This is a genomic window from Ensifer oleiphilus (assembly GCF_013371465.1).
Taxonomy (GTDB): domain Bacteria; phylum Pseudomonadota; class Alphaproteobacteria; order Rhizobiales; family Rhizobiaceae; genus Ensifer; species Ensifer oleiphilus.
In genome coordinates this window covers 584315-596651 of sequence record NZ_JABWDU010000003.1, presented here as the reverse complement: position 1 = coordinate 596651, position 12337 = coordinate 584315, and the positions used below count along the sequence as shown (strand labels likewise).

Genomic DNA, 12337 nt, shown 5'->3' with positions numbered 1-12337 from the left:
TCCATCGGCTATCCGTGCCATCTGGTAGTGGCAGTGGGAATGAGATATATAAACGATTATTCGGTTATTAATGAGAGTCAAGATGCCACGCCCCAAAACCATGCCTGACGAAGATGTGCTGACCGCCGCGCTGTTGATCATGCATGCAAGCGGACCGGAGGGCCTGACTTTCGCGGCCCTTGCCGCGGGCACGGGGCTCTCCGCCTCCACCCTGGTCCAGCGGTTCGAAAACAAGCAGAACCTCGTCCAGCGTACACTTCTGCAGGCCTGGGATGGGCTCGACCGGTTGACCTCAGAGCTTTCGGCGACCCTGCCGATGACACCGGAAGGCGCCGTCGATTTGCTCGTCGGACTGTCGGGCGACTATGGTGGCATCGAAACCTATGCCGATGGGCTGCGGGTCCTGCGCGAGGATTTGCGCGACCCGGCGCTTCGCGCCCGCGGCGCGCGGTGGCGCGATGCACTTTCTGAGGCGCTGGACGAGCGGCTCGCCGGCCCGTCGGGGCCGGTGCCCGGTGTCGGTCTGCTGATGGCATCCCACTGGCAGGGGGCACTGCTTTGGTGGAGCTTCGATCCGCAGATCCCCGCTACGGATTTCGTCCGGCAGAGCCTGCACCGTTTTGTGGCGGTCCTTGCCGCAGGCGCTGCCGGCCCACTGACAGCGTGAAACGGGTGCACCAACGCGACAAGGCTGGGCTCTTCACCAAGCTTCAAATCAGCGTGACAATGCATATCGTGCGATGACGCGCCCGTGCTTTCACACTAGATCGGAATACATGATCAGGTTTGCCGCTGCATTGTTCTGGCTTCTGGCGATGTGCACCTTGGCCGTCGCGCAGGAGCGGCCGCCGCTGCCGGCGCTGTTGGAGAGCCTTGCCACGCGCGACGACCTGACGCCGTTGAAGGCGGTGATCGTCGCCCGATCCGGTTCCATCGTTGCCGAACGCGGCTACCGAGGCAACCGCCCCTCGGACAGCACCAACATCAAGTCGGCGTCCAAATCGATCGTATCTGCGCTCGTCGGCATCGCGATCGACAAGGGCCTGCTGCAGGGGCCGGAGCAGAAGATGGCGCCGATCCTCAAGGCGGACCTGCCAGCGTCCCCGGACCCGCGGATTCAGGACATCACCATCGGCCATCTGCTGTCGATGCAGGCCGGTCTTGGACGAATGTCCGGTCCCAACTACGGCCGCTGGGTGTCGAGCCGCAACTGGGTTCGCTTCGCCCTGGCGCAGCCGTTCGACGATGATCCCGGCGGGCAGATGCTCTATTCAACCGCCTCCACGCATCTGCTCTCGGCCATCCTGACCAGGGTCAGCGGCAAGTCGACGCTGGCTCTCGCCCGCGAATGGCTCGGTCCGATTAAGGGCTTTCGCATCGATGCCTGGGACCGCGATCCGCAAGGCATCTATCTCGGCGGCAACCAGATGGCGATGAGCGCGCGGTCCTTGCTTGCCTTCGGCGAGATCTACCGCAACGGCGGCAAGACGGCCGAAGGTCGACAGGTGGTGCCGGCTGCGTGGATCACGCTTTCCTGGCAACCGCGCACCAATTCGCGCTTCTCCGGCGACATCTACGGCTATGGCTGGTTTCAGCGCCAGGTCGCCGGCGAGACCGTGCATTTCGCCTGGGGCTACGGCGGCCAGATGCTCTACATCGTTCCGGCGCTGGACCTGACCGTGGTGATGACGTCTGAGGAGAGCGGTCCCTCGGCACGCACCGGTTACCGCGATGCGCTGCATCTGCTGCTCGGCAACATCATCGACACGGTCAAGGCAGCGCCGCGTCTCGGCGAATAGCGGCGTTTTCGCCATCCCGTCATTCGAACATCATCTGAACCGATGGCCGGCGCGGGTCGAACTCGACGGTGACGAAGACGAGCTCGGTTTCCCCGGTGTTGGTTAGGTCATGGACAAAGGCGCTCTCGGTTGTCAGGTCGCCGAAATGGCGGGTCTCGCCGGCGCGGTAGGCGATATCGACGATATCGCCGTTGCCGTATCGCGAGCGGGCACGGCCGTCGGTCAGCACGGTCCAGAAATAGGGCCGGTCGTGGCGATGGACGGCAAGCGCTTCTCCCGGCTTCAGCCGCAGGTGCCATACCCGCATCCCTTCGGTGTCGAGCACCAGTTGGGTGCCGATATGGTCGTTGGCCGTGGCCAGGTCATGCTCACCGAGCGTCATTGCACTTGGTTTCACGGGATCGACCGGTGTCGTTGGCATCATGAGTTCCTCTTGAAAATCAGGCGGGCGGCTGTGGACGCCGGCCTTGCGCCGTCTTTGGTCAGTTGATCAGCGCGCCGCCGTCGATGTCGATCACCGCGCCGGTCACAAAGGGATTGTCGATGGCAAAGAGGTAGCCGCGGGCGATGTCCTCGGGGCGTCCGACGCGACCGGCAGGCAGCGTCGATGACGCACGCGAAAACATCGCGTCGCGAGCGTCGAACGCCATTCCTGCGTAGGCTTCCGTCTCTGTCAGGCCGGGGCTGACCACGTTGACGCGAAGGGGCGCAAGCTCCTTGGCGAGGATTTTTGCGGTGGCTTCGAGCGCCGCATTCATTGCGGTCTTGACGAACGTGCCGGCAATGGTCCGGCGGGCGAGGAATCCGGAGGTCAGCGTGATCGTCCCGCCGGGGCGGATGATCCTGGCCGCCTCGCGTGCGACGATGATCGAGCCCCAGAACTTGATGTCGAATGCCGCCTTGGCGGCATCGATGCCAATGTCAGAAACCCGTCCGCCCGGAGCGGCAGAGCCCGCCGTCACGACGAGATGGTCGAGGGCCTCCAGCCGCTGGAAAAAGCGCGCGACGTCATCCGGATCGGAAATGTCGAGCCCGGTGGCGCGGCTTGCAATCTCGACGCGGCCAGGTCGATGCCTGAGCGCTTCGGCGATTGCGGCACCGATGCCGCTGGTGCCGCCGACGACAAGCGACAGCGTGTTGTCATTGAATGTCATTGTTGTTCTCCATGGGGACGGGTTCGGAAAAGACGGCCTCCAGCAGCGGCCCGCCGGGTGCGCGCAGGAATAGCCGCCGCTCGCCGATGTCGGCGAGATCCATCGTCGAATAGGCAATGCCGAGGCTGTCGAGCCTGGCGCGAAAGACCGTGTAGCCTTCAAGGCGCAATCCGACATGGTCGATCGCCTCGGCGGCGTGGTCGAGACCGCCCCCTTGACTGCCGATGATGTGAACGATCGGCCGGTCATCGGCATAGAGCCAATAGCCAGGGATCCGCTGGATCGCGATCGGGCGCTCACCAACGTCGAGCGCGAAAACCGTCTCGAAGAATGCCCGGGTTGCCTGGATATCGCGCGTGCGGATGGTGACGTGGTCGAGATGCATGGCGCTTGCTCCTTTCGAGAGCAATTTAGGGCTTGCGACCTCAGCAGATAATCGGCCACATTCCGAAATGATATTTCGGAGAAGACGAAAGATGCTATTGGACAATCTCGCGCTTTTCCTGTCGATCGTCGAAAAGGGTGGGCTCTCTGCGGCTGGCCGTGAACGCGGCCTATCGCCCGCGTCGGTCTCCGAGCGGCTGGCGGCGCTCGAGGCTCACTATGGCGCCACACTGCTCAAACGCACGACGCGGGCCATCAGTCTGACTGAGGAAGGACGCCTGCTGGTCGACGGTGCGCGCCGACTGCTGGCGGAAGCCGAAGAACTAGAGGCGGGTATCCGGCTTGGTACGCAGAAGGTCTCCGGCCCGATACGGCTGAGCGCGCCCGCGGATCTCGGCCGACGCTACGTCGTGCCGATCCTCGACCGGTTCCTTGCCGACCATCCAGAGGTTACCATCGATCTCAACCTCGCCGATGGTTATGTCGATCTCGTCGGCCAGGGCCTCGATTTCGCCATCCGTCACGGCCTTCTCGCCGACAGTTCGCTACGCTCGAAGCCGCTCGGGGAAAATCGACGTGTGGTTTGCGCGGCACCTGCCTATCTCGCAGCCAATGGCATGCCCGCTCATCCGGACGATCTGTCGGACCACGACTGCATCCTCATGCGTTTTGGGAACACCCTCGACCGTGAATGGTCCTTTGAGATTGATGGCAAGATCCGCAAGGTGATGGTGCGCGGTCGGCGCGTTGCCAATGACGGCGGGCTGGTGGCGCAATGGTGCCGCGAAGGCCACGGCATCGCGCTTAAATCGATCTGGGATGTCGGCGAGGATCTGGCATCGGGTGCGCTTGTCGAGCTGCTTGCCGGCTATTCCGTCGGCCAGACTGCGTTGCAGATTGTCTATCCCCCGACACGGGTGCAGCCGCGCCGGGTGCGGTTTCTGATCGAGCGCATTGCGGCCGACCTGCCTTATCCGTCGGCATCCGAACGCATTTCGCTCTAGGCCGAGCCGCGCAGCATGATCTCGGCGCTGAGCAAAATGCGCTCGTCCGCAGGGAAGGCCTGGTCGGCATTTTCCGTCTCGCCGAGCTTGTAGAGCAGAAGCTCGATCGCCAGCCTGCCGATCTCGTTATAGTTCTGCGCGACCGTCGTCAGCGGTGGACAGGTATAGCGCGACAACGGGTGGTCGTCGTGGCCGGCGACACGCAGGTCGCTGTCCGGTTCCCGACCGATCTTGACGCCGGACTGGAAGGCCGCCGCGATCACGCCGAAGGCGACGCGGTCGTTGGCGCACAGCACCGTCTTCGTCGGAAAACCGCCTCCAGCCAGAATGCGCAGCGTTTCGTCGTAGCCGAATTTTTCGAAATCCCACGAGGTATTCGGCACCGTCGGCACGATGGCAGGATCCATCTTCAGCTGCTGCATCGCCTCCTGATAGGCGTGCTGGCGGGCGAGCGCATTGTTGTTGACCGGCGGCATGCCGAAATAGCAGGGCGGTTCGCCGGACCGGCAGAGATAGTCGACCATCAGCTTGAAACTCTGCCGGTTATCCGTGCCGACGAAGGACGAACTGCCGTCGAGCGGCGAGTCGACATAGATGAGCGGTATGCTCTCGCCGAGCGAGATGAGCTTCTGGTGATGGGACTGGACGCCGAGCGGGGCGATGATGGCGCCGGCGACGTTCATCGACTTGAAGGTCTCGATGGCGCGCTCTTCCATCTCCGGCTTGCCGTCGGAGGATAGAACGAAAGCGAGAAAACCCGCCTGGTTGGCGATATGCTCGATCCGCCGCGTCAGCGCCATGTAGAATGGGTCGGTCGAATTGGGAACGATGACGCCAAGAATATTGGTTCGCCGCCTGTTGAGATTGACGGCGAAGATGTTGGGCCGGAAGCCCGATTGCTTGATCGCGGCCTCGATGGCGTCACGGGTCTTCTTGCGAACTGAAGTCGGGTCGTTGAAGTACTTGGAGACGGTGGGGCGCGACAAACCGACGAACTCCGAAAAATCCTCCATCGTCTTGATTTGTCTGTCCACGGTCGAAGCGCCCCCATTCTTCTTTTGGGTTTCGTTTATAGATTTATTTCCAAGGGATAGGCAGTGTCGACTGCGAAATATTCACGGATTGAACGGTCGGCTCTATCCTTTGCAGGCAGCGAAGTAATCCTCCAGAACCGTATCGACGGCGGCAATCGCTAGTGCCTTTGCTTGCGGCGCCACCCGGCCGTCTCGCACCCGCTCGTAACTGCCCGAGAGATACTGGCTGATCAACGTTTCGGGGATGGTGACGCCGTCGAGCAGCCGGAGAAGCTCTTCGACCGCAGTCGCGACCTTCGGATGCGGCCAGTAATAGCGGATGCGGTCGCTGTAGGAGAAATGGCGCTGAAGGCGCAGCGCTTCCGGTGAGCCGTGATAATACTTGCCCCAGTTCGCCGGCTCCTCGCGCATCACCGCTTCCGTGACTTCGGCAAGCGTGTTCGACCGTGCATCAGGAAACAGGAACGCGGCGATTTGGTCGAGCCCGTAAAGCGCTTCACGCAGGGCGAAGGTCAGGCCGGGGCCGACCTTGAGGATGGCAAAGCCATCGACCACCAGATCGCGAAGTGCGTCTTGGGTCTGGTAGTCGGTGGAGTGCGCCTCGAAGACGAGGCCATCGAGCTTCGTCAGGCTTTGGCTCAACTTGGCGGCCTTCGGTCTGTCATAGGGAATGACGTTCTCGTTGCCGAACTCGACACCGGGCTGGACGACGGCGCCTACCACGCGCGAAAAGGCTTCACCGGCACCGGCATGCTCGAACGCCTGGCGGTGAATGTCGACTGTCTCGACGGCTGCCTCCGGGGCGGTGACTTCCAGTGTGTCTAGTTCCTCCAGCGCACCGCCGGGGACCGGGACTTCGGTGCCGATGATGTAGACCGGCGCGATGCCGTCGCGCCCACGGATGGCATCTTCGGCGGCGGCGGCAAGCCTTGCTGCGCGTGACGCCGTCGTTTCATCGGGAAGGGCGACCGGCTCGCCGGCGCAGCCCATGCTGGTGTCGAGATGTAGTTTGGTGAAGCCCGCCTCGGCATAGGCGCGGATCATGGCTTCGGCCTTCGCCATCGCCTCATCTGCCGGCAGGTTCTTCCACGGGTTGGGACCGAGATGGTCGCCGCCGAGGATGATGTTGTCGATCGGAAAGCCGGTCTTTTCGGCGATATCCCCGACGAAGCGGGTGAAATCGGCCGGCGTCATGCCGGTGTAGCCGCCCTCCTGATTGACCTGGTTGCAGGTCGCCTCAATCAGGAGATGGGTGCCTTCCTTCAGCGCTCTGAGCATCGCGGCCTCGATCACCAGCGGATGCGCCGAGCAGATCGAGGGAATGCCGCGCAGACCGGGGCGATCACGCCACTGGGCAATGTCGATCAGATAGTTCGGTTTCATGGGTTTCAATCCTTTCGCGCGCTGATGAAGGCTTCGAGTTCGGCTCTCGTCGATGCGCCTTCCATCGGGCCGGAAATCATGACGGCGCGGGCGCCGGATGCGTTGGCAAGCTCGAGCGCTTCGCGGGGGCTTGCGCCATTCAGCCAGGAGGTGACGAAGGTGGCGCCGAAGCAGTCGCCCGCGCCCGTCGGATCGATCTCCTCGACGGCAAAGCCGGGCAGAGCGAGTGTCGTTTGCGCATCGAAATAGCTGGCGCCCTCGGCGCCGCGCTTGACGACGACAACCTTGATGCCGGAGGCGAGGAGCTCGGCGATGGCGTCCGCCTCGGTTTTCGCTTGCGTGAACAGGAAGAGTTCGGCACCGCTCGGCAGGAAGACGTCGGTCTTGGCAAGCACCGTCCTCAGCGCCTCGCGCATTCCAGGGCTTTCGAGGATTTCCGCGCGCAGGTTGGGGTCGAAGGACACAGTGCCGCCGGCAGCCTTGACTATGTCGATCGCCGCCAGAATGCTTTCGACCACGCTCGGCGCGTAGAGCGACGACCCCATGACATGCATGTGGCTGCAGCTTCGAACGAGCGCGGTCGATTTGTCATCGAGGCGAATGGTGCCGCAGGCGCTGTCGCGGATGTTGAAGACGAAGGCCCGGCTGCCGTCCTCGCGGTAGCGAACGAAGGCGCTGCCGGTGGTGGCGAGCGGATCGACGGCGATGCCGGAGATATCGACGCCGTCTGCCTCAAGCCGCGCGAGGTTGACATGACCGAAATCGTCGCCGCCAACGCGCGAGATGATCGCGCTCGCCTGGCCGAGCTTGCCGACCTGGTCGATGAAGATGGCAGGCGCGCCGGAAGGGAAGGGGCCGATCAGGGGCGTCGCCTGTCGGAAGCCGTCGCCCTTTTCGGTGGCGATGATCTCGACGAGTATTTCGCCGATCGTCAGTATCTTGTGCATGGGTGTCACTCGTGTCGGGTCAGCGTTTTGCCTGCTTGGCGCGAACGTCGAGCCAAACGGCGACAAGGATCACGAGGCCCTTGACGATGAGCTGGTAGAAATAGGGGACGGAAAGCATGTTCATGCCGTTGTTCATCACGCCGATGATCAAGGCGCCGATGAGCGTGCCGACCATGGTACCGACACCGCCGGCAAGCGAGGTGCCGCCGAGCACGGCCGCGGCGATCGCATCGAGCTCATAGCTCATGCCGGCATTGGTCTGGGCGGAGAAGAGCCGCGAGGAGAGCAGCACGCCGCTGATCGCCGCCATGACGCCGGAGATCATGAAGATGATGATCTTGAGGCGATCGACCTTGATGCCCGAATATATGGCCGCCTCGCGGTTGCCGCCGGTGAGGTAGGCGCGGCGCCCGAAGCTCGTCTTGCTGAGCACGATCTGGTTGATGACGAAGAGCACGGCCACGACCCAGATGATGATCGGCAGGCCGAGGAAGCTTTCCGTGCCGATGGCGGTCCATGTCGAATTGTCGATCATCGCCGGTGCGCCGTTGGTCGGCAGGCTGACGAGGCCGCGATAGATGCCCATGGTGGCAACGGTAACGATGAAGGATGGCAGCAGGAGCTTTGCCGTCAACACGCCGTTGAGCATACCCATCAGCGCGCCCGCCACGATCGTCACCGCGAGTGCCGGGCCGAAGCCGAGGCCGAAGGCGAAACATTGCGCTCCGACCATGCCGGCGACGGCGATAATCGAGCCGACAGAAAGGTCGATCTCGCCGAGCAGGATCACCCAGGTCATGCCAAAGGCGGCGATCGCAATCACGGCCACCTGCTGCAGGATGTTCATGAAGTTGACGACTGACATGAACCTGGGATTGAGAAAGGAAAAGATGATGCAGAGCATCACCAGCGAGAGGAAGATGCCGCCATATTGCTTCAATGCCCTGACGAGGGCGGCCTGGGCTGCAGTTTGCTGGGTCATGATTGGAAACCTGTCGCGTGCGCCATGATCGTTTCGGGAGTGAGGTCGGTGCCGGCAAGGGTCGCGCCGATGACGCCTTCATGCATGACGATGACGCGGTCGCTCATGCCAAGCACTTCCGGCAGCTCGGAGGAGATCAGAAGGATTGCCGTCCCTTCGGCTGCCAACTGGCGGATGATCTTGTAGATTTCGAATTTCGCGCCGACATCGACGCCGCGGGTCGGCTCGTCGAGGATCAGCACCTTCGGCCGTGTCAGCAGCCATTTGGCGAGCACGATCTTCTGCTGGTTGCCACCGCTTAAGGAGCCGGCCGGCGTGTCGAGTGAATGCGTCTTGATCGCGAGACGGCCGACTTCGGCGGCAGACGCCTTGCGCTCGGCGCCAGCACGGGTGAAGCCGAAGGGGCCGGTGAAATCTGGAAGGGCGGCCATGGAGATGTTCCACCCGACGCTGTGGCCGAGCACCAGGCCTTCTTCCTTGCGGTTCTCTGTCACGAAGCCGATGCCGCGGGCGATCGCTTCGGCCGGCGAGCGAAAGCGCACATCCTTGCCGTCGAGCCGCACGGTGCCGTCGGCATTCTTCATGCCGAACAACGCATTCATGACTTCGGAGCGGCCGGAGCCGACGAGGCCGAAGAAACCGAGGATCTCGCCTGTGCCGACCTCGAAGGAGATATCGGCGAAATCGCCGTCGCGCGTCAGATGTTCGACCGCGAGCACCGGTGCGTCCTGCGTCGGGCGATCATGCATCGGTGGCGGATAGATCTCCTCCATCCGGCGGCCGACCATCAGCGCAATCAGCGCCTCGATGGTGACGTCGTTGCGATCATGGGTGGAGACATATTCCCCATCGCGGATGACGGTGATGTCGTCGCTGAGCCGCATGATTTCTTCCATGCGGTGGGAAATGTAGATGACAGCGACGCCGCGGTTCTTCAGCCGGCCGATGATATCGAACAGGATTTCGGCTTCGCTGTCGCTGAGCGACGAGGTCGGCTCGTCGAGAATGACGACCTTGGCATCATGGCTCAGCCCCTTGGCGATCTCGACCAGTTGCCGCTGGGCGATCGAGAGGTTGCCGACCTTCTCGGTGACGTCGATTGGCAGCCCGAGCTCGGCGACAATCGCTTTCGCCCTCGCAACAAGCGCCTTGTCGTTGATGAAGCCGAATTTGCGCGGCTCGCGGGTCGCAAGAATGTTCTCCGCCACCGTCAGGTTGTTGCAGAGGCTCAGTTCCTGAAAGACGATCGCGAGCCCGAGCGCTGACGCCTGCTGCGGGTTGGCGGGGCGATAGGGCTGATCGTCAAGGGTAATCTCACCCGACGTCGCGCCGTGAACGCCGGCGAGGATCTTCATCAGTGTGGATTTGCCGGCGCCGTTTTCGCCGAGCAGCGTGTGCACACGGCCACGGCGGACTTCGAGCGACATGCTTTTCAGCGCGGCGACCTGCCCGAAGGATTTGGTGACATTGCTGATCTTGAGAACGGTGTCCGTGGTCGAACCATGCATGGCGGCCTCCTTGGATCGCGCCGAAAGGCATCTCCGGCGTTGCCGCGCCCTGGCGTCTCAAGAGACAGGCAAAGGCGCTGCGACACTCTGAATTGCCGCATGTTTCATGCAGCAGGCCGGAGACGTTCGCGTATGGGTGCCGCCGCCCCTGGGGCGGCGGCTGTCCTGGGAGGACTTATTTCGCGGTGTAGACGCCGGGCACGATCGGCTGTTCGGCCGGAACCTGTTCGCCGGCGGCAACCTTGACGGCAGTGTCGACGGCCTGCTTGCCCATCTGGTCCGGGAACTGCTGGATCACGCCGACCATGACCGGGTTGGTGTCGACGGCGTCGCGGGCTTCTTTCATGCCATCGAAGCCGATGACCTTGACCTGGGCTTCCAGGCCCGCCGCCTTGACGGCAACGGCTGCGGCGAGTGCTGCGTCATCGCCGAAACCGAAGATGCCGGTGATATCAGGGTTGGCCTGCAGCATGTTCTGCGCGGCGGCCAGCGCCTCGGCGCGGGTGATGCCGGTCTGGATTGCGACGATTTCCATCTCGGGATGCTTGGCGATCGCTTCCTTGAAGCCATTGACGCGGTTCACCACCGACTGCACCGTCGGGTAATCGATGACGGCGACCTTGCCCTTGTTGTCGAGGACCTTTGCCATCAGGTCGCCGGCCTTGACGCCGCCGGTGAAATTGTCGGTGCCGATATGCGAGGTGACCGTCGCGCCGTTGGCGGGCACGTCTACGGTGATCACCTTGATGCCGGCTTTTTCGGCCTTTTCGATCGCGGCGCGCACGCCCTGGCTATCGACCGGCGAGATGACGATGACGTCGACGCCCTTGACGATGAAGTCCTCGACGTCGGCGAGCTGCTTGTTGAGGTCCTGGTTGGCGATCGCAACTTCGAGCGCGACGTTCTTTTCCTTGGCTTCGGCTTTCATCGCGTCGGCAAGCTCGATGTAGAACGGGTGCTGCTGGGTCAGAAGCGAGGCGCCGATGCCTTCGGCCGATGCGGCCGTTGCAATCAGGGTCAGTGCCGTGCCGGCGACGAGCGCTTTCAGAATACGGGGCATGTTCATGGGTTTCCTCCCTGGAAACGACGTGGGCCTTTGGTGCTGGCGGCCAAGCAGGAGGGCCCTCCCATCACCGTCTTGGCGATGGCGTAAAAACCATAAAACTTTGCGCGCGTCAATTTTTAAAAATACGCGATGGAATTATTAACAGGGTAGCGAGAGAAATTGTTCCGCCTCCCGTCTGAGTGATCGACACCGAGTTCTATGCGATCCGGCATTTATCTCATCGTCATTGCCGGGCTCGTGCTAGGAAATGACGCCGTGGATGCAGAGCCGAGGACAATCCGCGTCACCAAAAAGATGGCGTTCGTTCCTGCAGAGATTGGGGCCCGGTTGGGCGACACGATCGAGTGGGTCAACAAGGACATCCTCTTCCATACCGCGACCGTGAAGGGAGGCTGGGACGTCTTGATCCCCGCGAACGGCACAGCAAGCCTCGCCGTGTCGGAGACAGGGCAGGTGGAATATTAAGGGCCGCCTGTCGGTGGCAGCGCCATAGGCAATGTCCAGCAACAGGGCGAAGTCCGCTTCCCTCCCGCAAACGCATCAGAGCACGCGACGGAGCGTTTCCGCAGCGCCTTCGATGGGGAAACGGTGTAGCGGTCGTGCGCATCGTGCCAGGTGGCTTGCCTTTGTCCGTCTTCGCTCCAGTTTCCTTTTGTGGCGAAGACGGATGCGATCATGGTCAGAGAGCGCAAGGCGATGTTGGTCCGTGTCAGCGGAAGGGTGCAGGGTGTCAGCTTCCGCATCTGGACCCGGCGCGAAGCCGAGCGCCTTGGCATCACCGGCTGGGTGCGCAACGAGCGTGACGGGTCGGTGGCAGCGATGATCGTCGGTTCCGACGCAGCCCTTGCAAACATGGTCGAGCGGCTCTGGATCGGGCCGGCTGCAGCCTCCGTCGTCAGTGTGGACACCGAGCCGGTCGCCCTGCACGACCCGGTTCAGGGGTTCCAGATCACGGGCTAGGGCATGGCGCCCGAGTTCCGGTAGAAGCGACGCAAGCGCGCACTTAGTCGCCACTTGTCCGGCAACAGCCGCAAACTCGTTGATAGCTGCTGGATCGCCAGACACGGTCGCCTTGC

14 protein-coding genes are annotated in these 12337 nt (G+C 62.8%); 5 read left to right on the top strand and 9 right to left on the bottom strand.

Annotation, left to right across the window (positions count from 1 at the left end):
* Positions 1–82 precede the first annotated feature (82 nt).
* Positions 83–667, top strand: a complete 585-nt coding sequence (locus HT585_RS15345; protein ID WP_176353745.1) for a TetR/AcrR family transcriptional regulator — start codon at positions 83–85, stop codon at positions 665–667.
* Positions 668–776: 109 nt separating this feature from the next.
* On the top strand, positions 777–1799 hold the full coding sequence (locus HT585_RS15340; RefSeq protein WP_176353744.1) for a serine hydrolase domain-containing protein: 1023 nt from the start codon (positions 777–779) through the stop codon (positions 1797–1799).
* A gap of 19 nt (positions 1800–1818) precedes the next feature.
* Here the strand turns inward: HT585_RS15340 and HT585_RS15335 are convergent, their stop codons facing one another.
* Genes HT585_RS15335 through HT585_RS15325 form a run of 3 tightly spaced genes read right to left on the bottom strand, consistent with a single transcriptional unit; the run spans position 1819 to position 3338 of the window.
* Positions 1819–2223: a cupin domain-containing protein gene (locus tag HT585_RS15335; RefSeq protein ID WP_210270424.1), complete on the bottom strand. Its 405-nt coding sequence runs from the start codon at positions 2221–2223 to the stop codon at positions 1819–1821.
* Between the two features lie 58 nt (positions 2224–2281).
* On the bottom strand, positions 2282–2953 hold the full coding sequence (locus tag HT585_RS15330) for an SDR family oxidoreductase (protein ID WP_176353743.1): 672 nt from the start codon (positions 2951–2953) through the stop codon (positions 2282–2284).
* A complete protein-coding gene (locus HT585_RS15325) occupies positions 2940–3338 on the bottom strand; it encodes a VOC family protein (protein WP_176353742.1) in 399 nt (132 codons plus the stop codon). The genes HT585_RS15330 and HT585_RS15325 overlap by 14 nt, the downstream gene beginning before the upstream one ends.
* Before the next feature lie 91 nt (positions 3339–3429).
* Here HT585_RS15325 and HT585_RS15320 point away from each other — a divergent pair, with 91 nt between their 5' ends.
* Positions 3430–4341, top strand: coding sequence for a LysR family transcriptional regulator (locus HT585_RS15320; RefSeq protein ID WP_176353741.1), 912 nt, complete (start codon positions 3430–3432; stop codon positions 4339–4341).
* Here HT585_RS15320 and HT585_RS15315 read toward each other — a convergent pair.
* From HT585_RS15315 to HT585_RS15290, 6 genes are all read right to left on the bottom strand, one after another.
* The gene (locus HT585_RS15315; protein ID WP_176354191.1) at positions 4338–5354 is read right to left on the bottom strand and encodes a LacI family DNA-binding transcriptional regulator; all 1017 of its coding nucleotides are present in this window, start codon (positions 5352–5354) and stop codon (positions 4338–4340) included. The genes HT585_RS15320 and HT585_RS15315 overlap by 4 nt on opposite strands.
* Positions 5355–5477: 123 nt before the next feature.
* Positions 5478–6758, bottom strand: a complete 1281-nt coding sequence (locus HT585_RS15310; protein WP_176353740.1) for a D-tagatose-bisphosphate aldolase, class II, non-catalytic subunit — start codon at positions 6756–6758, stop codon at positions 5478–5480.
* A gap of 5 nt (positions 6759–6763) precedes the next feature.
* Positions 6764–7705 carry a tagatose kinase gene (locus HT585_RS15305; protein ID WP_176353739.1) on the bottom strand — a complete coding sequence of 314 codons (942 nt, stop codon included), beginning with the start codon at positions 7703–7705 and terminating at the stop codon, positions 6764–6766.
* A 19-nt stretch (positions 7706–7724) separates the two neighbouring features.
* Positions 7725–8687, bottom strand: a complete 963-nt coding sequence (locus HT585_RS15300) for an ABC transporter permease (RefSeq protein WP_176353738.1) — start codon at positions 8685–8687, stop codon at positions 7725–7727.
* Positions 8684–10195 carry a sugar ABC transporter ATP-binding protein gene (locus HT585_RS15295; RefSeq protein WP_176353737.1) on the bottom strand — a complete coding sequence of 504 codons (1512 nt, stop codon included), beginning with the start codon at positions 10193–10195 and terminating at the stop codon, positions 8684–8686. Before HT585_RS15295 ends, HT585_RS15300 begins: the two co-directional genes overlap by 4 nt.
* Before the next feature lie 175 nt (positions 10196–10370).
* Positions 10371–11261: a substrate-binding domain-containing protein gene (locus HT585_RS15290; protein WP_176353736.1), complete on the bottom strand. Its 891-nt coding sequence runs from the start codon at positions 11259–11261 to the stop codon at positions 10371–10373.
* Positions 11262–11516: 255 nt separating this feature from the next.
* Between HT585_RS15290 and HT585_RS15285 the strand changes: the two genes are divergently transcribed.
* Positions 11517–11726: a cupredoxin domain-containing protein gene (locus HT585_RS15285; RefSeq protein WP_246707693.1), complete on the top strand. Its 210-nt coding sequence runs from the start codon at positions 11517–11519 to the stop codon at positions 11724–11726.
* A gap of 210 nt (positions 11727–11936) precedes the next feature.
* Complete coding sequence (locus HT585_RS15280) at positions 11937–12221, top strand: acylphosphatase (RefSeq protein ID WP_176353734.1); 285 nt, start codon at positions 11937–11939, stop codon at positions 12219–12221.
* Positions 12222–12337: the final 116 nt, after the last annotated feature.

What these genes read in the sequence shown, in the direction of transcription:
- HT585_RS15295 (WP_176353737.1), bottom strand. Translation starts at nt 10,195, where the DNA reads ATGCATGGTTCGACCACGGACACCGTTCTCAAGATCAGCAATGTCACC.
- HT585_RS15345 (WP_176353745.1), top strand. Translation starts at nt 83, where the DNA reads ATGCCACGCCCCAAAACCATGCCTGACGAAGATGTGCTGACCGCCGCG.
- HT585_RS15330 (WP_176353743.1), bottom strand. Translation starts at nt 2,953, where the DNA reads ATGACATTCAATGACAACACGCTGTCGCTTGTCGTCGGCGGCACCAGC.
- HT585_RS15305 (WP_176353739.1), bottom strand. Translation starts at nt 7,705, where the DNA reads ATGCACAAGATACTGACGATCGGCGAAATACTCGTCGAGATCATCGCC.
- HT585_RS15310 (WP_176353740.1), bottom strand. Translation starts at nt 6,758, where the DNA reads ATGAAACCGAACTATCTGATCGACATTGCCCAGTGGCGTGATCGCCCC.
- HT585_RS15340 (WP_176353744.1), top strand. Translation starts at nt 777, where the DNA reads ATGATCAGGTTTGCCGCTGCATTGTTCTGGCTTCTGGCGATGTGCACC.
- HT585_RS15325 (WP_176353742.1), bottom strand. Translation starts at nt 3,338, where the DNA reads ATGCATCTCGACCACGTCACCATCCGCACGCGCGATATCCAGGCAACC.
- HT585_RS15315 (WP_176354191.1), bottom strand. Translation starts at nt 5,354, where the DNA reads ATGGAGGATTTTTCGGAGTTCGTCGGTTTGTCGCGCCCCACCGTCTCC.
- HT585_RS15290 (WP_176353736.1), bottom strand. Translation starts at nt 11,261, where the DNA reads ATGAACATGCCCCGTATTCTGAAAGCGCTCGTCGCCGGCACGGCACTG.
- HT585_RS15300 (WP_176353738.1), bottom strand. Translation starts at nt 8,687, where the DNA reads ATGACCCAGCAAACTGCAGCCCAGGCCGCCCTCGTCAGGGCATTGAAG.
- HT585_RS15280 (WP_176353734.1), top strand. Translation starts at nt 11,937, where the DNA reads ATGGTCAGAGAGCGCAAGGCGATGTTGGTCCGTGTCAGCGGAAGGGTG.
- HT585_RS15335 (WP_210270424.1), bottom strand. Translation starts at nt 2,223, where the DNA reads ATGATGCCAACGACACCGGTCGATCCCGTGAAACCAAGTGCAATGACG.
- HT585_RS15320 (WP_176353741.1), top strand. Translation starts at nt 3,430, where the DNA reads ATGCTATTGGACAATCTCGCGCTTTTCCTGTCGATCGTCGAAAAGGGT.